At 34.3% G+C, this 23,351-nt stretch carries 24 protein-coding genes and 2 other annotated features (1 of these 26 cut by a window edge); of the genes, 3 read left to right on the plus strand and 21 right to left on the minus strand.

What is annotated here, in order from left to right; all coding sequences use genetic code 11:
* Window positions 1-44: 44 nt before the first annotated feature.
* From AC0NJG_RS13575 to AC0NJG_RS13590, 4 genes are all read right to left on the minus strand, one after another.
* Window positions 45-506: an NUDIX hydrolase gene (locus AC0NJG_RS13575; RefSeq protein WP_087994521.1), complete on the minus strand. Its 462-nt coding sequence runs from the start codon at window positions 504-506 to the stop codon at window positions 45-47.
* 31 nt (window positions 507-537) lie between these two features.
* Window positions 538-735 (minus strand): DUF4083 domain-containing protein, encoded by a 198-nt coding sequence (locus AC0NJG_RS13580; protein WP_014893815.1) that lies wholly within the window; start codon window positions 733-735, stop codon window positions 538-540.
* A 107-nt stretch (window positions 736-842) separates the two neighbouring features.
* Entirely contained in the window at window positions 843-2,003 is a 1,161-nt protein-coding gene (locus AC0NJG_RS13585) for a transglutaminase domain-containing protein (RefSeq protein WP_474063144.1), read from the minus strand.
* A gap of 145 nt (window positions 2,004-2,148) precedes the next feature.
* Window positions 2,149-2,901 carry a YwqG family protein gene (locus tag AC0NJG_RS13590; RefSeq protein WP_087952865.1) on the minus strand — a complete coding sequence of 251 codons (753 nt, stop codon included), beginning with the start codon at window positions 2,899-2,901 and terminating at the stop codon, window positions 2,149-2,151.
* Between the two features lie 223 nt (window positions 2,902-3,124).
* Here AC0NJG_RS13590 and AC0NJG_RS13595 point away from each other — a divergent pair, with 223 nt between their 5' ends.
* A complete protein-coding gene (locus AC0NJG_RS13595; protein WP_000540426.1) occupies window positions 3,125-3,280 on the plus strand; it encodes a YjcZ family sporulation protein in 156 nt (51 codons plus the stop codon).
* Between the two features lie 88 nt (window positions 3,281-3,368).
* Entirely contained in the window at window positions 3,369-4,334 is a 966-nt protein-coding gene (locus tag AC0NJG_RS13600) for a patatin-like phospholipase family protein (protein WP_087994520.1), read from the plus strand.
* 106 nt (window positions 4,335-4,440) lie between these two features.
* Here the strand turns inward: AC0NJG_RS13600 and AC0NJG_RS13605 are convergent, their stop codons facing one another.
* Window positions 4,441-4,608: a DUF3933 family protein gene (locus AC0NJG_RS13605; protein ID WP_474063145.1), complete on the minus strand. Its 168-nt coding sequence runs from the start codon at window positions 4,606-4,608 to the stop codon at window positions 4,441-4,443.
* 12 nt (window positions 4,609-4,620) lie between these two features.
* The gene (locus tag AC0NJG_RS13610; protein WP_140168470.1) at window positions 4,621-6,066 is read right to left on the minus strand and encodes an aminotransferase-like domain-containing protein; all 1,446 of its coding nucleotides are present in this window, start codon (window positions 6,064-6,066) and stop codon (window positions 4,621-4,623) included.
* Window positions 6,067-6,181: 115 nt separating this feature from the next.
* Here AC0NJG_RS13610 and AC0NJG_RS13615 point away from each other — a divergent pair, with 115 nt between their 5' ends.
* Entirely contained in the window at window positions 6,182-6,796 is a 615-nt protein-coding gene (locus AC0NJG_RS13615; protein ID WP_001287294.1) for a LysE/ArgO family amino acid transporter, read from the plus strand.
* Window positions 6,797-6,849: 53 nt separating this feature from the next.
* On the opposite strand, the gene AC0NJG_RS13620 is transcribed toward AC0NJG_RS13615, so the two are convergent.
* From AC0NJG_RS13620 to AC0NJG_RS13690, 15 genes are all read right to left on the minus strand, one after another.
* Window positions 6,850-8,079 carry an MFS transporter gene (locus AC0NJG_RS13620; protein WP_140168477.1) on the minus strand — a complete coding sequence of 410 codons (1,230 nt, stop codon included), beginning with the start codon at window positions 8,077-8,079 and terminating at the stop codon, window positions 6,850-6,852.
* 236 nt (window positions 8,080-8,315) lie between these two features.
* Window positions 8,316-8,522 (minus strand): alpha/beta-type small acid-soluble spore protein, encoded by a 207-nt coding sequence (locus AC0NJG_RS13625; protein WP_000113545.1) that lies wholly within the window; start codon window positions 8,520-8,522, stop codon window positions 8,316-8,318.
* A 236-nt stretch (window positions 8,523-8,758) separates the two neighbouring features.
* Entirely contained in the window at window positions 8,759-9,283 is a 525-nt protein-coding gene (locus tag AC0NJG_RS13630; protein ID WP_474063146.1) for a GNAT family N-acetyltransferase, read from the minus strand.
* A gap of 93 nt (window positions 9,284-9,376) precedes the next feature.
* Window positions 9,377-10,057 carry an MgtC/SapB family protein gene (locus AC0NJG_RS13635; protein ID WP_000119508.1) on the minus strand — a complete coding sequence of 227 codons (681 nt, stop codon included), beginning with the start codon at window positions 10,055-10,057 and terminating at the stop codon, window positions 9,377-9,379.
* Window positions 10,058-10,216: 159 nt separating this feature from the next.
* Complete coding sequence (locus tag AC0NJG_RS13640) at window positions 10,217-10,873, minus strand: YkyA family protein (protein WP_000873553.1); 657 nt, start codon at window positions 10,871-10,873, stop codon at window positions 10,217-10,219.
* A gap of 14 nt (window positions 10,874-10,887) precedes the next feature.
* Window positions 10,888-11,709 (minus strand): peptidoglycan-N-acetylglucosamine deacetylase, encoded by an 822-nt coding sequence (locus tag AC0NJG_RS13645; protein WP_016717244.1) that lies wholly within the window; start codon window positions 11,707-11,709, stop codon window positions 10,888-10,890.
* Window positions 11,710-11,810: 101 nt separating this feature from the next.
* On the minus strand, window positions 11,811-13,172 hold the full coding sequence (locus AC0NJG_RS13650) for a sensor histidine kinase (RefSeq protein ID WP_308901087.1): 1,362 nt from the start codon (window positions 13,170-13,172) through the stop codon (window positions 11,811-11,813).
* A complete protein-coding gene (locus AC0NJG_RS13655; RefSeq protein ID WP_016717242.1) occupies window positions 13,169-13,858 on the minus strand; it encodes a response regulator transcription factor in 690 nt (229 codons plus the stop codon). The genes AC0NJG_RS13650 and AC0NJG_RS13655 overlap by 4 nt, the downstream gene beginning before the upstream one ends.
* Before the next feature lie 13 nt (window positions 13,859-13,871).
* Window positions 13,872-15,119, minus strand: coding sequence for a hypothetical protein (locus tag AC0NJG_RS13660; protein WP_308901084.1), 1,248 nt, complete (start codon window positions 15,117-15,119; stop codon window positions 13,872-13,874).
* 164 nt (window positions 15,120-15,283) lie between these two features.
* Window positions 15,284-16,285, minus strand: a complete 1,002-nt coding sequence (locus tag AC0NJG_RS13665; protein ID WP_016717240.1) for an LCP family protein — start codon at window positions 16,283-16,285, stop codon at window positions 15,284-15,286.
* Between the two features lie 283 nt (window positions 16,286-16,568).
* On the minus strand, window positions 16,569-18,875 hold the full coding sequence (locus tag AC0NJG_RS13670; RefSeq protein ID WP_143881035.1) for a glycoside hydrolase: 2,307 nt from the start codon (window positions 18,873-18,875) through the stop codon (window positions 16,569-16,571).
* A gap of 212 nt (window positions 18,876-19,087) precedes the next feature.
* A complete protein-coding gene (locus AC0NJG_RS13675) occupies window positions 19,088-19,297 on the minus strand; it encodes a DUF6366 family protein (protein WP_061182727.1) in 210 nt (69 codons plus the stop codon).
* Between the two features lie 108 nt (window positions 19,298-19,405).
* Window positions 19,406-20,299, minus strand: coding sequence for a homoserine kinase (gene thrB, locus AC0NJG_RS13680; protein ID WP_061182726.1), 894 nt, complete (start codon window positions 20,297-20,299; stop codon window positions 19,406-19,408).
* A complete protein-coding gene (thrC, locus tag AC0NJG_RS13685) occupies window positions 20,296-21,354 on the minus strand; it encodes a threonine synthase (protein WP_087952878.1) in 1,059 nt (352 codons plus the stop codon). The genes thrB and thrC overlap by 4 nt, the downstream gene beginning before the upstream one ends.
* Complete coding sequence (locus tag AC0NJG_RS13690) at window positions 21,347-22,642, minus strand: homoserine dehydrogenase (protein ID WP_143881033.1); 1,296 nt, start codon at window positions 22,640-22,642, stop codon at window positions 21,347-21,349. The genes thrC and AC0NJG_RS13690 overlap by 8 nt, the downstream gene beginning before the upstream one ends.
* Before the next feature lie 154 nt (window positions 22,643-22,796).
* Window positions 22,797-23,028 (minus strand) — a binding site (T-box leader).
* A 114-nt stretch (window positions 23,029-23,142) separates the two neighbouring features.
* Window positions 23,143-23,351, minus strand: a binding site (T-box leader); it runs 23 nt beyond the window's last position.

Here is a 23,351-nt window from a genome sequence, read left to right on the forward strand (position 1 = left end):
AAACATAAAAAGAAGCTAATCTCATTTAGCTTCTTTTTTATATGTTAACGATATACCCCTACTCTTTTCTCCAATAAATCTTGCAGGCAATCTTCATGCTGTTTACAAAACAACGGTGGTATGTCGTTCAACGGGAAAAACTTCAAATCCAACGTTTCATTACCATCTACTTTTTTGTCGCCTCCAACTATTGAGAATGAAAAGAACATTGTAATTGACTGTGCCTTGTCTCCATTTGGATACGATTGAAAATATTTTGTATACACTCCAATAAGCTCATTTATTTCTACATCATACCCGGTTTCTTCTTTTATTTCTCGAATTGCAGTTTCCGCAGCCGATTCTCCTATCTCCATTGCGCCACCTGGAAAGCCCCAAGCGTTAAAGTCTCCTCTTTTTTGCAGTAATACTTCTCCTTCTTTATTAAATACACAACCACCGGCAAAGTTTAAGAAAACATAATCATGTCCTACTTTTTCACGTAATTCTTTTATATAATTAGCCATTCTCTTTCCCCTTTTCATACTTCTTCTATCACTATTTCTTATCTTTTTCAAGCAATTCAATAATTCGATCTAGCTTCTGGTTCATATTAATCGCGTGGTGTTTCTTTGCAGCACTGCTTTGTAATACTCTTCTAATAAACAAAGTAAATGATATGAAAAACAAAACGATAAGTCCGATTACTAAACAAGTATATATCAATGTAAATATATTACTTTCGAAGAAGTTCATTCAGCATTCACATCCTCTCCTTGTTATTTTATCACATAATTCCCAATATTTTAAAGTGATAAACAAATATAAAAAGAGCACCTTTTACAGATGCTCTTTTTCATTGCTTAATACGTAAATGTAATTGTCGCTAATGAATAATCTGCCATCGCACTATAAGGTGCTACTTGATAAGATACACGCTTTGCACCTTTTGGCCAATTTATTTCATTTAACACTTTCTTTATATCTTGCATTGTTCCATCCATAGATTGCTTATATCGTACTTCTACCTTTTCTGGCTTAGAAGCGAATTGTTGCTGTAGTTTTTTCTTAAATTCACTGTAATTTTCTGCCCCGTATTGTGCAGATAAGTATTTTAAATTTGTTTCTTTTAACATTTGTTCATATGCAGCAGTTTTTGGACTACCCGTTTTTATTTTGTTTGTTAATTCCCCAAAGTAACTTGTAGTTGCTGCTGGATATTTACTACGATCCCAGTCGTGATCTTTACTTAATTGTTCATCAGACATATTAAAATATGAATATGTTACACGCCCAGCTTTATCCGGTACCGGATCATCGAATGTAGTATCAAGATGATACCATTTGTTTTCAATGTTTACTAAATTCCATGCGTGAGCTTGTCCATTTCCTGTACCTGTTACAATATGGTTTTGGATACCCGCTTCTTTTAGCAATTCATATGTTAATAACGTATATCCTTGGCAAACGGCAGAACGATTCGCTAACGCTTCATATGCTGTATATGCTCCATAAGACGTATCATACGATACATGTTTTACAACGTAATCATGAATAGCTTTTACTTTCTCATGCTCATCCATTCCTGGTTTTACAATCGAGCCTATAATCGCTTTCGCCTGGGATTTTACATATCGTGTTTGCTCTTTTGATTCACGGTACTTAACTTGCAGTGTAAACGTATAGTTTCCTGGTAGCCCTTTAATAGAATATTTAGTAGAGGCTACATTATATTTTACATACTCGTCTACATCTACAATTTTATTAAACTCGCCATACAATTGGTCCATCACATTTCTAGCATTTCTATCTTTCGTTTTATATGTGATTGTAATATTTTCTTCTCGATTATCAACCTGTTTTTTTAATTCTTTTCTAAAATCATTTAACAACTTTGCATCTGATTGTGATGTCGCTACAGTTGAATTCGTAGCTGCATAAGATACAGATGAAGCCTGTAAGCCTCCCATTACTATCGTTGAACAAAGTGCGGCAGCTGTCACATACTTACTTGTCTTTCCCATCATGTCACTCCTTACATTCTATAACTATACGAAAAAGTATCGTATAGTTTCAGAGTATACAATACTTTTTCGTATAGGTCATATGAGATTATGCATATTTAACATTGTAAAAAGGCTGTTCTTTTTATAAGAACAACCTTCTTCCTTAACAAGTTTGTAATACACAACATGCATTTTCAAAACGTCGATTTTTCAAGTCTTCATTTCCAATGCAGAAATAAAGCATCCCTAAATCTCCCCACATCATATTACAATTTTTAGTATCTGAGTCAATTTGGAATAAAAGCGTTATTTGCTGTGGGTCTATTTCCATATACTGTCCAGTTTCGTACAATACCTCATCTTGTACAGAAAATGGCTCACCAAATATTTGATGGTTATCGTAGTTATCTGGGATTAGCTCTTCAAGTAATTGTAAGAAACGATCTGAATCATCCTCATCTTCAATGAAAAGCTCTGGCAATTTATATGTCAGTTCAAAAGTAGTCGCACACTGGTTATAATTCGTTTGCAATTCATCCGCTCTCCGTAATTGCTCAACAGGAACATCATAATAAAGCACACGTCCCGCTTCGGTTGGATTCACATCTTCTTCAAAGTAATTTTCAACGCTAAAGAAATATAACATCCCTGTCTTAGGAAGATCATGAACCATACCAACATTTTGTAAATCCTTTAAATTAAATTGTGCAATAAACTGTAACGGATTTCCTTTATGCGTTGGATATTCAAATGTAAATGGCAAGTCAGGAACCCCTCCCATTTTCGAACTACCTATCGCTACTGTTTCCTCCTGCTTTGGCACAACTTTTATACAAGGAAATACAGTATTCATAAGTTCCTCTTTTAAATGCGTCAGCCCATATTTATCAATTAATACTTCAATTTGTTTATTCATACATTCTCCTTATATTTACATACTTATTTGTATCATCGCACAAAAATTATACTCCATTCTTTATAAAAACAACAAGCCTCCAAAAAACGGGCTCTTCCTTCATACGCGAACAAGTTTAAAAAAGCATAGTATACATTGTTCCTACAAACACGATAGTTCATTATTTCTTCCAGTACATTTTCCCCTCGTTCATTTTTATTTTTAATATAAGGAGGAATTCCACATGGGTTACGGATATAGTTGCGGCGGTTACGGTTACGGCGGTTACGGCGGTAGTTGTGGTGGATGTGGTTATGGAGGTTTCGCTTTATTAATCGTTTTATTCATCCTTCTAATCATCATCGGAGCTAGCTGTTGGGGCGGCTTTGTAGGCTGCTAGTAAATTTAAAAACTATTGTAAAAAAGCACGTACAATACGTGCTTTTTTGCCATTTTCAAATATTTTATGTGAAAGGAAGTATGATTTTATGAAGATTGATGGTGTTTTTGAAGGAGGCGGTGTACGCGGAATTGCGCATGTAGGGGCAATTTGTGCGTTAGCTGAAAAAGGCTATGAATGGGAACGTGTAGCTGGAACATCAGCTGGTTCGATTATCGCTGCGCTCCTAGCAGCAGGATACTCTTGCTCAGAGCTAAAAACGATTATAACGGATATTGATTATAATAAATTTACGAAGAAAACCTTTATTGACAGAATCCCATTTATCGGAAAAGGATTAAGCGCATGGACTACTCTTGGTATTTACTCTAATATTTTTATAGAAGAATGGATTGAAGAATTACTGCGAAAAAAAGGAGTTCACTTATTTACAGATTTACCTGATTTAAATAAGCTTAAAATTATCGCTTCTGATATCAGTAATGGTAAAATGGTTATCTTTCCCGATGACTTACCAAACTACGGATTTTTAAATTATCGCTTCTCTATTGCTAAGGCTGTAAGAATGAGTAGTACAATCCCCTTCTTTTTTGAACCGGTAAAATGGAGAACCCCAAAATGGAAGCAACCTTGTTATATGGTTGATGGAGGGATTTTAAGCAATTATCCAATTTGGATTTTCGACTCCCCTACCTCTCCCCGCTGGCCGACTTTTGGGTTTCATTTCGTAAAAGATGAGATTCAAGCTGACCCAGCCCACTACAACGAGCCTATCTCCATGTTCAAAGGACTTTTTAAAACAATGATGCAAGCCCATGATTTACGTCATTTAGACAAGGAATCAAAAGCAAGAACAATTACAATCCCAACAGGGTCCATTACTAGTACAAACTTTGAGTTAACAATGGAAGAAAAAGAGTGGCTATACAATTCTGGTTATAACGCCGCAAATAAGTTTTTACAATCATGGAATTTCAGAAAATATATTGATGAATATAGAAATGGAAATCAAGACCGAAAAACAAATCGGTATTTCCGTCAACTTGACTCATAATACTATTATCTTTTATACGAGACCATGTAACGCTTGCAAAAAAAATAAACCTAGTAATAATATATTACTAGGCTTATTTACTTTCTGCATCATTCTTATACGTTGTTTAAGGATAAGTTAACCCTTCTGCTTCCTCTGCAGTAAGAACGGTGTATCGATTTCCCGTTCGTAATCCTAACAATTCTGCTTTTTCAATTGCTTCCTGCTTCGTCTCCGCATAAGCAGCTAAATATTTTTTTTCATTGATAATTTGGCAAATTACATATTGTTTCATTATATTCTCCTCTTACTTTTTCATTAAACGTACAAGTTTTTTTATACCCATTTCAATTTCTTCTAATGTTGCGTATGAATAGGATAGACGCAAAAATTGATTTGCACTTCTATCATACAAAGTACCTGGATTTAATAAAACCTTTTCTTTCAAAGCTTTATCAAATAAGCTACGATTTGAAACGGAGATATTCATATGTAACCAAATATAAAAACCACCTGCTGGTTCATACCAAGTTGCTATATCATGGCAATATTTCTCTAACATTTGTAACATAAAATCTCTGCGTTTTTTCAACTTAGTTCTTACAAACTGTAAATGTTCATCATACGATCCATTTGTAAACCATTCCGCTGCAATTTGCTGGGATATAGAACTCGATCCATAATCTGTTTGCATTTTTATGTCTGCCAATCTTTGAATAACAGGCTCAGATCCAACAATCCATCCAATTCTTAATCCTGGACTAATAACTTTAGACATACTCCCGATATGTAGTACAATTCCGTTTTTATCATATGCTTTTAAAGGCTTTGAAACTGGCTCATCAAACCATAAGTCTTGATACACTGCGTCCTCTATAATTGGCAACCCAATTTCATTACATATTTCCATCACTTCTATTCGTTTCTTCGTATTCATACTAAAGTTCGTCGGATTATGATAAGACGGGATTGTATATAAAATAGATGCATTAAATTGTTTCTTATATTTCGAAATATATGATGTATGTAAACCATTCTCATCCATTGGTATTCCAATGAGACGCATTCCTGCGGATTGAAAAACATTAAGCGAATATAAATAGGATGGTTTTTCTAATAAGATGGATGCCCCTTTTGGAAGAAGCCCCATAGAAATAAGTTGCAAAGCTTGAATTGCTCCTGAAACAATTAATATAGAATCAGGCGTTACATATATACCATGTCCTTTTAAATAGTCTGCAATCTTCTTCCTTAAAGAGAGATTTCCTTTCGGCTCTTCATAGCCAAGTATCATCTTGGATCCTAAAAGTTTATTCATAATATCTCTCATCTTTTTTTCAGGTAAAAGACTTGGCGCGAGCTCACCTGTTCCTAAACGAATTACATGCGGATCAAATTCAGCTTGATTTATTTCTTGAATAGCAGGCAGATTCGGATAATGAAGTCCTGTTTCTACATAAGACTGCCAATTAGGCGGGGGTGCGTATGTGGAGGCATTCACATTATTATTTACAACAATTGTTCCTTTCCTGCCATTCCCTTCAATGTACCCCTTTGCAACTAGTTCATCGAAAGCCATTACAATTGTGCTTCGATTCACACAAAATGTATATGCCAATTCTCTTTGTGAAGGTAATTTCGTTCCAACAGTCCATTCTCCATTAACGATTCTTTCTTTTATATACATTTCTATTTGTTTATATAGAGGCGTCGCTAGAGACATATTCGGTTTCCAAACGATTCTTTCCATCATATCACCTTACATTCTTTTTGGTTGGTAACCTCCCCAACCATATGGATGGATACAAATTTTCATTTCTTCTATACAATATACACTATCATAACGAATTAAAATAGGAGGTAATATGATGAGTGAAGCAATTATTCATGGTATCATTCTTGCATTTGGTCTTATCATTCCATTAGGTGTTCAAAATGTTTTCGTCTTTAACCAAGGTGCGAGCCAACCAAACATTTGGAGGGCAGCCCCTGTCGTATTAACTGCCTCTATATGTGATACGTTACTCATATTGATAGCGGTACAAGGTGTTTCCCTTGTACTCCTTACTTTTTCTTGGCTAACTAACTCGTTATATATAATTGGATTTTTCTTTCTCCTATACATGGGCTTTGTTATTTGGAGAAGTAACCCTTCCAACGATGTAAAACAAGAAAAAAGTATGCCCTTAAAAAAGCAAATCCTTTTCGCCGCATCGGTTTCGTTATTAAATCCACATGCAATTTTAGATACAATCGGTGTAATTGGAACCAATTCTATTCAATACATAGGAAATGAAAAATGGGCTTTCACACTTGCAACTATTATCGTTTCTTGGATTTGGTTTATAAGCTTAGCTTTAGCGGGGAAATTTCTAAAAAGGCTAGACTCAACCGGAAAGACAATCGTATTATTAAATAAATTTTCTGGTCTCATCATATGGAGTGTCGCACTTTATATGTTAAAACAAGTTATTTATTCTTAATGAACGAAAGAGAATTGCATGTTAATGAAAACAACATGCAATTCTCTTTCAAATTATGAAGTAGGTTCCGGTTTCTGTTTTACTTTCTTTGCATCTTTTGCTGGTTTAATCCAAATGATTGCTATAGCAGCACCTATCCCAGCGAAAATACTTGTTAAATAAAACACTTCATGGTCAGCACCCTTCATGAAAAAAGAGTATAGAGGTGGTCCAGCTGCTACACCGATAAATCGCATAGAACTATAAAATGACGTAACCGTCCCCCTTTGCTCCTTTTCAATTCCTTGTGTAATGAGAGCATCTAAACATGGGAGTGCCATACCAATTCCTACCCCCATAATAATGAGACAAAGAAGTAGTAAATAAATTCCTTTTATAAATAAAGGAATGATGACCGATGCAGCAGCCATTAAAAACCCAATGTAAATACACTTTTTCATCACATTTTGGTTATCTCCAATTTTTTTGCCAGCCATATATGAACTAATTGACAGTACAAGTAACGGGATTGCAAGTACACACCCTTTCCAAATACCATGAATGTCATACTTTGATTCCAGTATAGTTGACAAATAAAAGAGAATTCCGAATAAAATAAGCATAATAATTGCACCTAATGCAAAAATGGCAATTAACCATCTTCCTTTTTCTCGAAATGTAGCAAGAATTGATTTTATAAACTCTTTAAGCGGTGGTACTTCTCCTTCTTGTTTCTTTGCCTTTACTAGAACAAGTAATAAAACAATTGATACTACGCATAAAACTGGAATCGCCCAAAACGGCAAGAACCATACAATGGCAGCAAGAGCAGACCCTAAAATAGGGCTCAACACTTTCCCAAATGTATTGGATGTTTCGATGATTCCTAAACCTGTACTAACTTGTTTTTCATCTTTGTATAAATCACCAACACACGGTATAACAACTGGCATTGCACCAGCAGCACCAATACCTTGAATCGCTCTACCGATCAATATCCAAGTGTAGGGATTATCAACTTTCCAAGATACCCAACCAGTTATCGCTCCTCCTATAGCCGCAATCAGCAAACTCGGAACCATTACCATCTTTCGTCCCCATCTATCTGATAAATAACCAGCAATCGGTATAAGTAGAATCGCTACGATAGAATAAATGGTAATAATCATGGATACTTGAAACGATGAAATATGTAATTTCTTTTCAATAGTCGGCAGAATTGGGATGAGCATTGAATTCCCTAATGTCATAACAAGTGGAACTGATGCAAGCGCAATCAAACAACAGTTTTCTTTTTTTAACATGTTGGCTTCGAAACCTTTCATCATATATTTCTTACCATATAATAGCCCTGCTGGAACGTAACTTTTCATTCCACCAGGGCTATTACATTTTTACTACTTCCCATTCACAACAAAAGAAATTGGGGAAAATATAGTATTATTCCTATTCTTTGAATCCAGTTCACAATATATCCATACCAATTAATTGAAAAAAAAAGAAAGGAAGAATCCTTCCTTTCTCCTATAACCTTCTACAATTAGCGAGTATATCCGCCACCAAGTTGTTGTTCTGCCATCGCTACAAGGCGTTTTGTAATTTCACCGCCTACAGAACCGTTTGCACGTGAAGAAGTATCAGCGCCAAGTTGTACACCAAACTCTTGTGCAATTTCATATTTCATTTGATCTAAAGCCGCTTGTGCTCCATGTGATGCTAATTGATTAGAATTACGATTTCTAGCCATTACCAATCACCTCCTTATTTATATATAAATTGTGTTAAATTTCAATTTAGATACATGGTAATTTTTGGTTATTTATATTTTTAAAAAAGAGTCTCTACAATGAGAGACTCTTACATCATTTTATATTAAGAAGTTACTACTTCTAAATTTCTATTTGTTAGTACTTTCATTTCTTTTTTTTCATATATCTTTCGCATTATGTCCAAACCATTCGAGTGAAACAAAAGAGGTATACTTTACATAATAATATTATTGATATCTTTCCAACAATATGCTGTCTCTTCCACCTGTAATCTCTCTAAAAATTTTGTATCAATTTTTTCTGGATTAAATTTTTCATAAAACGTTTTAGAAGGGTTATTCGTAACAACCCATACTAAAAGTGATCGCATATTATTGTTTGTACATTCAGATAGTAAAGCTTGAAATAACTTTTGTCCTATTTTCATTCCTTGATACTCTTGTAAAAGGTAAATCACATATAATTCTCCATCACAATTATATGTACCAGTTCTTTCTGCTCCTCCATCGATGAATCCAACTATTTCTCCATTTAACGTCTCTGCTACAAATCTAAATTGATGATTACATTCTTTTTGAAAAATATTTTCCCATTGTTTTTCCCGTTGCTCATATGTTATATTTTCTAAAATCTCGTTAGGGAATATGCCTTTATATGTCGTTTTCCAACTATCAGCGTGGACCTTTGCTATACCTGGTATATCATCTTTTATCGCTCTTCTAATATGTATTTCCAACATTTCTCCCCCCTTGTTATTCACCATTATATCAATTTCTTTCCTTAAAAATCCAAATAAAAAAGAGTGAATTCACTTCACTCTTTTTTATCATCTTTATCTACTTTCCACTTCAACTGAAACAACACGATCTATCTCTTTTAGGGAACTATATAACTCTGTTGTATATAAATCTTCTGGAGCTAAAATAACCATCTCCAGTTGCTGAAATGCTCCACTATCTATATCTTTAATCTTCACGCGTTTTACATGCATTCCTAAATTTTTAATCTGCTTAAATATACCATCTAACTCATGATGCTCTTTTACAGTAATTTTAATAGACAAGTCCTTTTGTCTTAATGAATACGGTCCTGCAATTTTCACCAGTTGCGGAAGTACATTAATTGCTAAAATAATTAAAATCATAGCAACCGTCGCTTGTAAATAAAATCCTGCTCCAATCGCTATACCTAAAGCTGAAGCAGCCCACACCATAGAGGCAGTCGTTAATCCAGAAATAACGTCATTACTTCTTCGTAAAATAACACCTGCTCCAAGAAAACCAATTCCGCTCACAATTTGAGCAGCTAAACGCATGGGATCCATATTGGTATGCCCTGGAACAGAATATACATGTACAGATTCAATTGAAACCATCGTAATTAAACAACTTGCTACAGAAATAACCATACTTGTTTTCACACCAAGTGGTTTATTCTTTAGCTGTCTATCTATCCCAATGAATAATCCTAAAAAGAGTGCTAAACCTAATTTGAGTAAAAATTCATATGACATATTTCCATTCTCCTTACTTAACAATGTTTCCCTTAGAATAATTCACTATAACTCTTTTATGATATCAATTCCAGTCTTTTCTATTCATTTAACGTAAAAAACCGAAAAAACATTTGTGACGATGTTTCTCCGGCTTTTTATTACGCTTAAAACTCTTCTTTATTTCTGATCTTTAATCTTAATCTCTGCATCTTTGTAAAATGCTAATTTACTGTCATTATACTCTTTTGTAAAATTGTTAAATTGCTCTTTTGATTTTTGTGCTTCCACAGTTAATTCATTAACAGCCTTAACTTTTTCACCAATCTCTTTTAATTTCGTTTCTTTTACTTTTAATTTTTCATACAGTTCTTTTTCAGTCGCCAACGCCTTCGTATAATTTTCATTCATCTTTTGGAATGCATCATAACGGTTTTTATAAGACTCTTCTACTGCTTTCGCTTGTTTTTGTAACTTTTTATCTTCAAGCTTCTCTATATTTCCTTGAACAGATTTTGTTTCTTTCTGAGCTTTTTCTAGCATTTCTTTCTCATTTTTCAATGCTTTTTCACGATCATCTACATTTGCAGTAGCTTGCTCTATTTTCTTCATAACAGCGTCATTATGATCTTTACCTTCTTGTAAAATTTGAGAATATAGTTCTTGACCTTCCTTCTCTAACTTCTCTAATTTTTTCGCTTCATCAACTAATGATTTCTCTTGTGTCGCCGCTGTTTCAAAAGCTGTATATAAGTTTTCTTCTGGTTTTTCACCGAAACAACCTGTTAATAGTCCTACTGATAGTGCTCCAACTACTGCTACTTTTCCATACTTCAACGTTCATTCCTCCATTACATACGGTTATCATGCCAGAAATTCACTGGGAAGTGACTCTCTTCATGATAAGCTTCAAACTCATAACCCTTTTCTTTTAACCCTTTTAAAATTGCTGGCACAGCAGCAACTGATTGTGGGTGAATGTCATGCATTAAAATAACTTCCTGTGGTTTTGTTGCATTTGTTATTACATTTTGAGCAATTTGAGCTGCCGCTGCATCAACTTGCACTTTGTTATATTTCCAGTCTAATGAATCAATTGTCCAATCCCATACTTTAAAACCGCCCTCTACTACTTTATTTCGAAGACCTTCATTTAATCCAGGCATCGAACCGTATGGCGGACGTGTTAATTTAGGTGATTTTCCAATAATATTTGCGATTAAGCTTTGATCTTCTTTCATTTCATTTACATACTCGCCATTTTTATATAACTTTGCAAAATTATGTGTCATACTATGCATACCTACATAATGACCCTCTGCATTTTCACGTTTCACTAAATCCGGAAATTCTTTTACATTCGCTCCAATTAAAAAGAATGTCGCCTTCGCATCATGCTGTTTTAACATATTTAATAATTCAGCCGTATATTTCCCTGGGCCATCATCAAATGTAAGATAAGCAACTTTTCTTTCTTTCCCATTAAAACGACTTGGTGCCGTTTTATTCATTTCTACTTTCGGTTGTTCACTTGCAAGCTGTACTACGTTTTCTTGTTTTGCAACAGCCTTTGCTGGTGAAGTAATGGATTGAAACATGAAATACCCAATAGCTACTGCTGCAATCGCTATTAAAACGACTACTACTCGTTTAATGTTAAAAGCTTTTTCCATTCTATCGAATTCCTCTCCCTATTAATCTTATATATAAATCACCCAATATAATTATACATCTATTTATTTTATTACACTATATAAACAGACCTATATATGTATTATAATGGGAGTTTTATCAAAATAGTTGTTCCTATTCCTTCTTTACTTATAAAACTAAGTGTACCTCCATGAAGCTCTACCATTTTTTTAACGATAGCTAAACCAAGACCGGCACCTGTAGCATGGTTATTAATCTGGTAAAATGACTGTTCTATATACGGTAAATGCTCTTTAGCAATTCCAATCCCTTCGTCTTTCACCTTTATCACTGCTTGTCCTTCATTTTTAGTCGCTTCAATATATACTTTACCATTTTTATGTGAATATTTAATGGCATTTTGAACAATATTCAAGAAAATTTGCTTTAGTCTATTTCGATCTCCTATCAATTCGATTCGTTCTATAGTTTTGATGAATTGCATTTGCTTCTCTTCAGCATTAGGAGTTAATTGCCAAATCGTCTCCTCTAGTATATCGTATAATTGCACCTTTTGTTTATATAAATTGAAATGATTTGATTGTAATCTTGAAAAATCTAGCAATTCTTCTACTAAATGAATCAATCGGTCTGTCTCACCTGATATAATTCCCATGCCTTGCTTTATCTCTTCTTCCGTTAAATGATCTATCGTTTTTAACGTCTCACTCCAACCTTTAATTCCAGTTAAAGGCGTTCGTATTTCATGAGAAATCGAAGCAATGAATTCATTTTTCATCTGTTCCGCTTTTTCTATTTTATTAGACATATGATTTAAACTATGTGCCAATTCACCTAATTCACCAGGATAATCCTCTTTAATTTTTTTCTTTAATGTACCTTCTGCAATTTGTGAAGAAGCATGAATAATAGATTCGATAGGTCTAACAAACGAATTTGCTAATCGTCTACTGATTAAGAAGACAATTCCTGAAATAACAATGCCTACAGAAATAGTAAACATAATGATTTCGATAATCTTTGCATTTACATTCGTTAAAACAGTCGTATATTTCAAAACACCTATCGTTTGTCCTTGATGAATAAGCGGACTAATCACTTCTAATTGTTTCACATTATCTTTCGTAGTAGTCACTTGATGATACATTTCTCCTTCTAGTAACGAATACGGAATAACTATTTTACCTTTTACCTTTTGTCCACTTGAAGACTGTATAATCGTACCATGTCGATCAATTAATTGTAATTCTGTTCCTTCTAACTGAAAGCTCTCAATTATATCACCGCTGTATTCTTGCAAACGAATAAAGTATAGGGAATTGTATTCAGAGAAAAATCGTGTACTTGTCTTCGCATGAGATTCTATATATTGCACAATACCATTATAATAATAACGATAAATGGAGACTGAAAATACGACTTCAAATAATACAAGCATAAGTATAATGACCGTCATAAAATATAAAGTCACTTTTCTTTTCATCTTATACTTTCCTTCCACACATATCCTTTTCCCCACACAGTAAGAATGAATTCAGGTTCTGACGGATTACATTCTATCTTTTGACGTAATCGCCTCATATTTACATCTACTACTTTCGTCTCACCTACATAATTCGTTCCCCAAATCATATTTAAAATTTCATCACGTGAAACCGGCTTTGCAGCCTGATTCATTAAATAATGTAATATCATATACTCTGTAGGGGTTAAATCAACTAATTGTCCACTTTTATATAATCTTTCTTCTATAACATTTAATGAAAACGGGCCAGATGTGATAATATTTGCTTTTTCATCATGTACTTCTATTCTTCTTAATAACGATTGTATACGTGCAGTTAATTCCACTGGACTAAACGGCTTTGCGATATAATCATCTGCACCAATTCCTAATCCTTGTACCTTATCTTCATCTTGCACACGTGCGGTTAACATAATAATACCGATTTTTTTATTTTCTTCCCTGATCGCTTTACAAACTTGAAAACCATCCATTCCTGGTAACATTACATCAAGCAATGCTACATCAACAGTATGTTCACATAAAATCTGTAACGCCTCTTCTCCCGTACTAGCTTCTAATACATAAAATCCAGCGCGTTTCAAATTTAATACGATAAAACTACGAATAGGTATTTCATCTTCTAAAACTAAAATTGTTGGCATAATTCCCACCTCCCTACTCTTGTTGATAATCCGCTAGCGGTTTTACATATTCTTTCACCTTTTCAAAATCTGGTTGTTTCGGTACGGCATATACGTGAGAAGCCGTTTTTACTGCTGCCTCGTATCCTTTTATTTTGAACCATTCTTTCCGCTTAAATATATGGACTTCAAGCCATAGTTCATTTTTCGTAGTATCTATAAATTTTTGTACATCTGATGCTTCTTGCTGAACTGGAACAGTTATTTTTCCAATTAACGCTTGCGGGATTTTGACAAAATAACCTTTCTCTATATTTACATATCTTTCTTCTATCGGTTTAATTCCCTCTTCACTCCACTGAATATAACGTTCAAACATCGTACTCTCTCCGTACGATACCTCTTCCCAACCTTTTGGACGCACTGTACGAACAAATTCAATAATGCCGTCTTCATTTATATCTTTGCTTTCCACTACATAATCATTGAATAAGTCTTCTTTTCCATCTATATGTAGTGGCTCATAATGACCCTTATCAAATTTTGCTACATACGTTATCCCTGAATGAGCGCCAACACCTGCATCAATTACAACCGCCTTTAGTGATTTAGAAATGCGGCCCATTTGTATTCTTTGAATGCTATTTATAAACGGATCGAATGACGTTTCAGATAAAGTCTTGAATTGTTCCATGAACTCAACTGTCAATTTCTCATCCTTTTCATACGTAACTAGGCTTATATCTTTCAGTCCATTTTTATTTAAATCCTCTATGAATAACTTCGTATAACTTCGATTATATATTTCCTTCATATCTTCATTTTCTTCCGAAAAAACATACATAACATGTTCTAACGATTCACGATTGACAGAAATTCCGATTAATAGCTCCCGCTTCCCGTTCCCTGTAAAATCACCAACTTCAACGATATCTACATCTCCACCATCAAATCTATGCGTGGACTTTACTTTCCAGCCATTTCCGAATTCTTCATATACAGCTAAATATACGCTATGATCTTCATTCGGCAATTTATAAAATAAGATGGCTTCTTTCTTATTATCTTGTTTAAAATCCATTGACCAGATCATCTGTTTATCTTTATTAGACATTGGAGTTAGCAATCGATAATTTACAGGCAAATCTTTATCTATTTGCTCTTTTAGTTCATTAATCCATTTTTCATTGGCAGGAGCACCCATTAAACTTGTTGGAGCTTCAGACATTTTACATCCAGTTAACATAAAAATGATTCCCATAATGCCTATCCATTTCTGCATATGATATCTTTCCTTATTACAGATTTTAATTATTCCCCTTTACTTTTTGCTTCTCCAATATTCTCATACATATGAGTATAATTTTTCTAAAATAAAAAATCGTTACAGAAAAGTTACAAATCCATTCCGATAAAAAAAGATTGGCGAAAGCCAATCTTTTTTTATTATTCGTTTCGAACTGGTTTTGGTGTTACACCTAGATGATTATTTAATTTGTTCGAAATATCTTTCACATTTTTTTCATTTGGAATGTAATAATAAATACCTCCGATACGTTTATCTGTACCTTCTACTTGCATTTTTTCCATTTCCAAATTAGATCCTGCCATATTTTTTGTAATAGCAAGCATATCATCAAAAGTTAAGTTCGTTTTCATATTTTTATCAACCGCATCAAGTAAAGAGCCCATTTTGCTAATTGATTGAACAGACATCGCTTTTTTAGCAATTGCTTCTATTACAAGTTGTTGTCTTTGACCACGCATTGCATCACTGTCAATTTTACGCGTTCTTGCAAGTGCAAGTGCTTGTTCCCCATTTAAATGTTGGTAACCTTTCTCTAAATGAATCATACCCGCTTGGTCTTTACTATCTTGTTCAGTGAAAGTAACTGGTACATCAATGTCAATACCACCAATTGAGTCGACAATTTGTACGAATGATTCAAAGTTAAACTTCACATAATAATCCACAGGAACATTTAAAAATCTTTCCACTGTATCTCGTGTACTTTCAACACCACCAAATACGTGTGCGTGTGTAATTTTATCTAATTTCTTTCTAGATGGAATATAAACACGTGAATCACGCGGAATACTTACTAACTTAACGGACTTATCATTTTTATTAATTGTTGCTAATAAAAGTGCATCTGTTCGAACAGCTTCACCGTATTGACTTTTCCGCATTTCACTACCATCTACACCCATAATTAAAATGGAGATGTTATCCTTTAAAGGTTCAACTTCTTTATCACGCTTCGATGACTTATCAATTTGTGCATACGCATCACTTACAACCGCTTTTGCTTTGTTATATATAAACGATCCATATCCTACTCCTCCAAAAATAAGTAGGAAAAATGGAATTAAAATGAACCATTTTATTGACCTTCTTTTAGAACGTTTTTTATTGCTTCTCGTATTTTGTTCTAATTCAGAGCTCATCTTCATTCGCCTCTCTTTCTCTTTCCCTAGTATAATGTATGTCTAGCAATCTTCATATTGAATTTCCTTTCAAACACCTTACATTTTTGTAAGGTTACATAATGAATCCAATATGTATTACATTTCACATTATACTCTCGTGCTTATTTTTGGCAAGTCACTATTTTTTAACTTCAAAAATTTAACATTTCCCAACATCCTAAATTACAGATTTATAAATTTATCCGTTTCAAATCCTTCAATTTTTATGTGAAAAATTAGTAATGCAACAATACATTTCACATTATTTTTTCTCGAGCGGTGTATACATTGTTTTTTTTCCATGATTATAAATGAAAGCGGATTTTGCTTTTAGTTTCGCCTTATCTATTTCTATCTCTTCATTTGAGAAATTCACAATAACTTTAATATCTTTTCCATATGATGCAGATTGAACTAATTTATCTTCTGACAAATATACAAAGTTCGTCATTTCTTCTTTTACTGCCTTTTCATGAACTTCATTCCAAACTTTCAGGTGCTGCGTAATTTCTTGTTTATGCTTATTCCACTCTACTTCATCTAAATGATACAACGGAGGAACATTATACAATAACTCATATAACATACGGCTTCCTACCTCATCTTTTACTTTCAAACTTCCCCATTCCCAGTGATGCGTTGTAATTACAGAATCATTGTATACTAATTTATATAACGGTACCGAATATACTGGATTTAAATATACTTGTTTATATTCTTCTTTTAATGGTACTTGTTTTGCATATTTTTCTGGAACATTTTGATTCGGTGACCAATATCCGCCCACATAATACGGACTATTTTTATTTTTCCTCATATCTTCATCGTCCCATTTAATAACAGGCGTTTCAATGCCGTGAGCAAATGCAATCGTGCTACTTGCAAAGTCATTTCCGCCTTCTGAACCAACTACCATACCTTTTTCTTGCGCAATATAATCCATTCGTTGCAACCTTGCTTTTAAATCTTGTTCTTGTGTTGTTATATGTTTGGCCGAATAGTCATCATAAATTTCACCTGTCGCATCACAATCAATAAACCATGAATTATATTTAGGTCCATTTTGTAATATATCGTTCATTCTCTCTTTTACACTAGGAAGAGATAAAGTTGGATTTAATTTTCGCCCTCTACCTAAAAATCCTTGTACCTTTTCTCCATTTTTCTTCGTCACAGTTGCCTCTTCATATAACGATGGATCAGTAAAAGAAGCTGTATTCCAATTTTTATCAGCTTTTTCGTGAATAGAATGGTAAGAATCATACGGACCAACTAAATACCCCATTTTCTTAGCTTCTGTCACGAAATCAGGCTGCATATACCCTTGTTCCCAGTTCGGTAACCCAATCCATGCATTATCTATTCCTGCAGCTTTCATTTCCTTTATAATATCCGTTCCATCTGCCTTACCCCATTTACTTACTTCTTCAACTGCATCATCGAGCGCTGACTTTAATACATGCTTATTTAAGTTATATAACTCCATCTTTGATAAATGATCCACACCTTTGTTTAATAACTCACTAGCCTTCTGATCCACTCTTTGGAAAATATCCTCTTTATATAATTCCTTCATTGATAATACTTCATTTATATAACGCAAAATAACATTTTTTTGATACTTATCAATGAAATCTTGTTTACTTACTTGATCGAATACATTTAATTCTCCAGGCTCTGAACTATATTTTTGAATAAGCTCTTTTATATGGCTAAACACAGGGCTATTTATTTTCTCTCTTAGCTTTAGCCAATTTACATTACTTTCTGATAAGCCATTTTGATTCCAAAAATAAAAATGAGCTGCACCGTAAAGCTTTTCTATCTCTTTATTTTTTCTAGCCTTTTCTTTTAATGTTTTAAATTCACCTTTTCGAGCGATATTGTCTTTATACAGTTTAGCAATACTTACTGCATCATTATTTGTCACATATACTTGAAATCCATATGTTTTATTTTTATTTATACGCGGAAATTCATGTATAAAATCAAATCCTATTTTCGGATCCGAATGAAATTTCAATTCATTATTAAACATATTGTTCGAAATATATACAATCGAATATTTCGAACCATTTAACGCGAAAAACTTCATAGAAAATGATTCAGCAAATGAATAGGCATCATCCTTTAAAAACTTCTTCCAATTTTCATCATTACTCGGAATTTGTTTCCCTTCCCATAACGGAAGTGTATAATTTTCAGCTTGTACTTTCGGCCAAGTAAAGCTTTCTGCACCAGTCGATTCCACTTCAATATTTAAGTGATCTTTTTTCTTCTCTAGATTCACTTTTACTTTTTGATCTGGATATTCCCAAGATGTACGATCCTTATCTTTTTTTACATTCAACACCTTCATTTTCGGCAAAGGCTGTGATGCCAGTTCCTTTACGCCATCATGTTCTACAATTAACGTGAAAGTCTCTGGATTTACATCATAAGTAAACTCTTTATACGTCGCTTTCTTTATTTTAGACTCTTGAACAGTATTGCTACCTTTTACATCACACCCGACTAAAGTCGACAATGATATCGTTGTAAGAAGACATATTGCTATCATTTTTTTCATCTTCTGCACCTCCACCACTGAATATACAGAGGCTTTGTTACAGGAATGTGGCAAAAAAATAGAACCAGCATAATGCTAGCTCTATTTTGGGTATTAAAAATAAATATATATGGACAACTATAATCTGCTTAATATATGTAGTACAATAACCGTGTTTTTTTCATCCTCACTAATTATAAAAGCAAATCATTCAAAGCTTTAACATGCATTTCTTAACTAAAAAAATAAGTGTATATAATATACGCTAAAACTAGCAATAAAATTACTAGCGCTGTACCTTTCCAATTCATACCACCCGTCATATCAACTGGACTTCCCGTTTCAGCTCTGTTGAGTCCATCATGTAAAGAACCGGTAGGATTGTTTTTCAATTCATTTTGCCTTATACGTTCTCTTTTTTCTTCCGGTGACTCTTTCTTCATACGATCACCTCCAAATGAATACACTCTTTACTAAATTATACATTAATATTTTTCTTTTATACGCAAACATATTTACAACATAAAAAAAGCTAGCGATGCTAGCTTTTTTTATAATCCAATATGTTCTTCCTTATTTACAGTAATCCCTCTATGATCAATTTCTAGCTCACACACTTTCATAGACGTAAATACTCTTGCTAATTGCTCAGCAATTTCTTGACGTTTCTCATACGGCGTTAATATAAAAATAGACGGCCCTGCACCGCTAAGCGCTGTACCGTATGCACCGAATTCTTTTGCACATTTACGAATAGATGGTAATAACGGTACAAGCTCTAAACGATACGGCTCGTGAAAATGATCCCTCTCCATCATTTCGCCTACAACTTCCCATCTCTTTTGACATAAAGCAGCTACTAATACATTACTTATTGCACTAGCCTTAACAGCTTCATGAAACGGGAATACATCTGGTAATACAGATCGACTTTCATCTGTATTTAGCTCTTCATTTGGAATAAGAGAAATGACGCCTAATTCCTTACTTTCAATTCTTACAACCGAAACATTCTTTCCATCAAGTGCTCCGATTACAGTTCCTCCTAATATAGAAGCAGCAACATTATCAGGATGACCTTCAAAATTTGTAGCAATTTGAACTTTTTGATCAGTCGTTAAGTTCAAGTTGCCTATTTGATTCGCAAGCTCTATCCCAGCTACAATTGCTGACGCACTACTTCCTAGCCCTCTTGTTAATGGGATATTACTAGTAACTTCGATTATATGAGGTGATAAAGAAGGACTCACTTTACATGCCGTGCTAACGATTAAATTTTTATCGTCTGTCGGAATCGACTCATCAAAAGAATGGATCACTTGCCATTTATTAGATTTCTCTTTTACTACTACATGTAAATACAATGACAATGCTATTCCTACTGAATCGAATCCAGGTCCAACATTCGCTGTACTAGCAGGAACACGAATACTGAATGGTATCACGACATAATCACCCCTTTAATATGCTCTTTAATTTGTTCTATATTATTTGAAACACTTGCAATGTCTAATGTATTAGAAGAAATTGCAATATCAGGATCTTTCAAGCCGTTTCCAGTTAAAACTGCAACAACTGTTTCTCCTTTTTTGATTTTTCCAGATTGAACATGTTTCATTACGCCAGCTAATGAAGCATTCGATCCTGGCTCAGCGAAAACCCCCTCCAATTTTGCTAATACTCTATACGCATGTAAAATTTCTTCATCTGATACCATATCTATTTCACCGTGAGACTGCTCAGCAGCCTCTACTGCATATGACCAACTTGCTGGGTTACCGATGCGAATCGCTGTTGCAATTGTTTCTGGCTCGTCAATTACATGCCCTTTTACAATAGCAGCTGCTCCTTCCGCTTCAAATCCGTGAATTCGTGGCTTCTTATAGCCTTTTTCTTTCTCATATTCACAGAAACCTTTCCAGTACGCTGTAATATTCCCGGCATTTCCAACAGGAATCGCTAAAACATCTGGCGCATTTTGTAACTGATCACAAATTTCAAACGCTGCTGTTTTTTGCCCTTCAATTCGATAAGGATTCACTGAGTTTACTAATGTAATTGGCTCTTCTGCTGCAATATTTCTTACAGCCTTTAATGCATCATCAAAATTTCCTTCTATTGAAATGATTTCAGCACCATAGGCAACTGCTTGCGCTAATTTTCCATGTGCAATCTTCCCTTCCGGTATTACGATAATACATTTCATTCCAAGGCGTGCCGCATATGCGGCAGCCGATGCTGATGTATTACCTGTCGATGCACAAATAATGGCCTCTGAACCTTCTTCTTTCGCCTTCGCAACTGCCATTACCATACCACGATCTTTAAAAGAACCTGTCGGATTCGCTCCTTCATACTTACCATATAACTGAATTCCTAATTGTTTTGATATATTTAATAACGGAATAAGCGGTGTATTACCTTCCATTAAGCTCACATCAGGTGTATTTTCATTGACCGGTAAATAAGAAGCATACTGTTTTAATAATCCTTTATACATATTGTTTTTCCTCCTCAATAATGTAGTAACTGTTTATTTCACTTGCGACATCTTCTATCGCTCCTAAAACTCGTTCGAATTGATACTTTGAAGTTTGATGTGTTACAACAACGACTTCTGCAAGTTCACGATTTAAAGGTAATTGAATCACTTCTTTTAAACTTACAGAAAAATTAACAAAACATTCTGTTACTTTTTGCAACATCCCAGGTTCATCTCGTAATGAAATACGTAAGAAATATTTCGAAACAACTTCTTCATCCCCTTGTAATTCATACGGTTCTGGTTCTTTTAACGCACTTTTATTTTTCTGAACTTGATTCATATTTTTAACGATTGAAATAATATCACTTACTACAGCAGATCCAGTCGGTAACTTCCCAGCTCCTGGTCCGTAAAACATTACTTCTCCTACCGCTTGACCGTGAACATATACCGCATTAAATTCATTATTTACATTCGATAATGGATGATGACTGGGTAAAAGTGTCGGTTCTACACTTAAATGAATGGCTGACCCTTGTTTCTCTGCTTTACCAATTAATTTCATAGTAAATCCTAACTTTTCAGCCATTTGTAAATCTTCTTTTTCAACCTTTCGAATCCCTCTCACTTGCACATCATCTAAAGAAACATTCATCGAAAAACCTAAGTTTGCAAGAATCGCTACCTTTCTAGCCGCATCTAGCCCATCTACATCCGCAGTCGGATCCGATTCTGCAAAACCTAATTTTTGTGCTTCCTGTAAAGCCTCTTCATACGACCATCCATTTTGACTCATCTTTGTTAACATGTAATTTGTTGTCCCATTTACAATTCCCATTATTTTTTCAATTTGATCTGATGCTAATCCGTCTGTTAACCCTCTTAACACCGGAATACCGCCCGCTACACTTGCCTCATAACATAAATCACAATCATTATCATTTGCCAGTTGGAGAAGTTCTGCACCGTATACAGCCATTAAATCTTTATTTGCCGTTACGACATGTTTCTTATTTCGTAAAGCCCTAACAATATGCTGCTTCGCTTCTTCAATTCCGCCCATTACCTCTACTACAATATCAATATTTGAATCATTTAGAACTTCATCGACATGACTTGTTACTACGATTCCATCAATACAAACATCACGTTCTTTTTCTAAATCACGTACAACGACTGTCTTCACTTTCACTTCATATCCTGTATCAAGTGCAATTTTTTTGCAATGTTCTTTCAAAATATGGACAACACCACTTCCGACCGTACCTAATCCTAACACCCCTACATTAACAACGTTATTCATCTTCTAATCTCCTCCTACAATTTTATTTTTTATCTTTATCAATCACCTTGCTCTGCTTTTCAATCATGCAGCTGGTGGTTATTTCCGTACGTACAAATCGTTTCATGTTACAGCACCTCCTTTCAAAGTAATAAAAAAACACACTCATCCCTAGGAAAGGGACGAATGTGTTTTCGTGGTTCCACCCTTGTTCCAATCCAGACATATTTCCTCCTAGATTGCTCAAGTTCAGATAACGGCTAATACCGTCAATAATTACTAGATTACTCGTTCACTATTGAAGTTCAAAGGTGGTAAAATCATTTCTCGTGTTAGGAAGCTCACACCCTTGACTTCCCTCTCTGTAAACCGTAAAAATGATTTCGTGTCCTTATCGTTACTTTTTCGTTCATGTTTATTTGTTAACTCATTATACTCGCATAAAAAACAAAATCAATACTATTTTTTGATTATTTTAAATTTTCAATCTGTAATCCATAAAAAAACACACTCATCCCTAGGAAAGGGACGAATGTGTTTTCGTGGTTCCACCCTTGTTCCAATCCAGACATATTTCCTCCTAGATTGCTCAAGTTCAGATAACGGCTAATACCGTCAATAATTACTAGATTACTCGTTCACTATTGAAGTTCAAAGGTGGTAAAATCATTTCTCGTGTTAGGAAGCTCACACCCTTGACTTCCCTCTCTGTAAACCGTAAAAATGATTT

The organism is Bacillus sp. SSR7 (assembly GCF_055902415.1).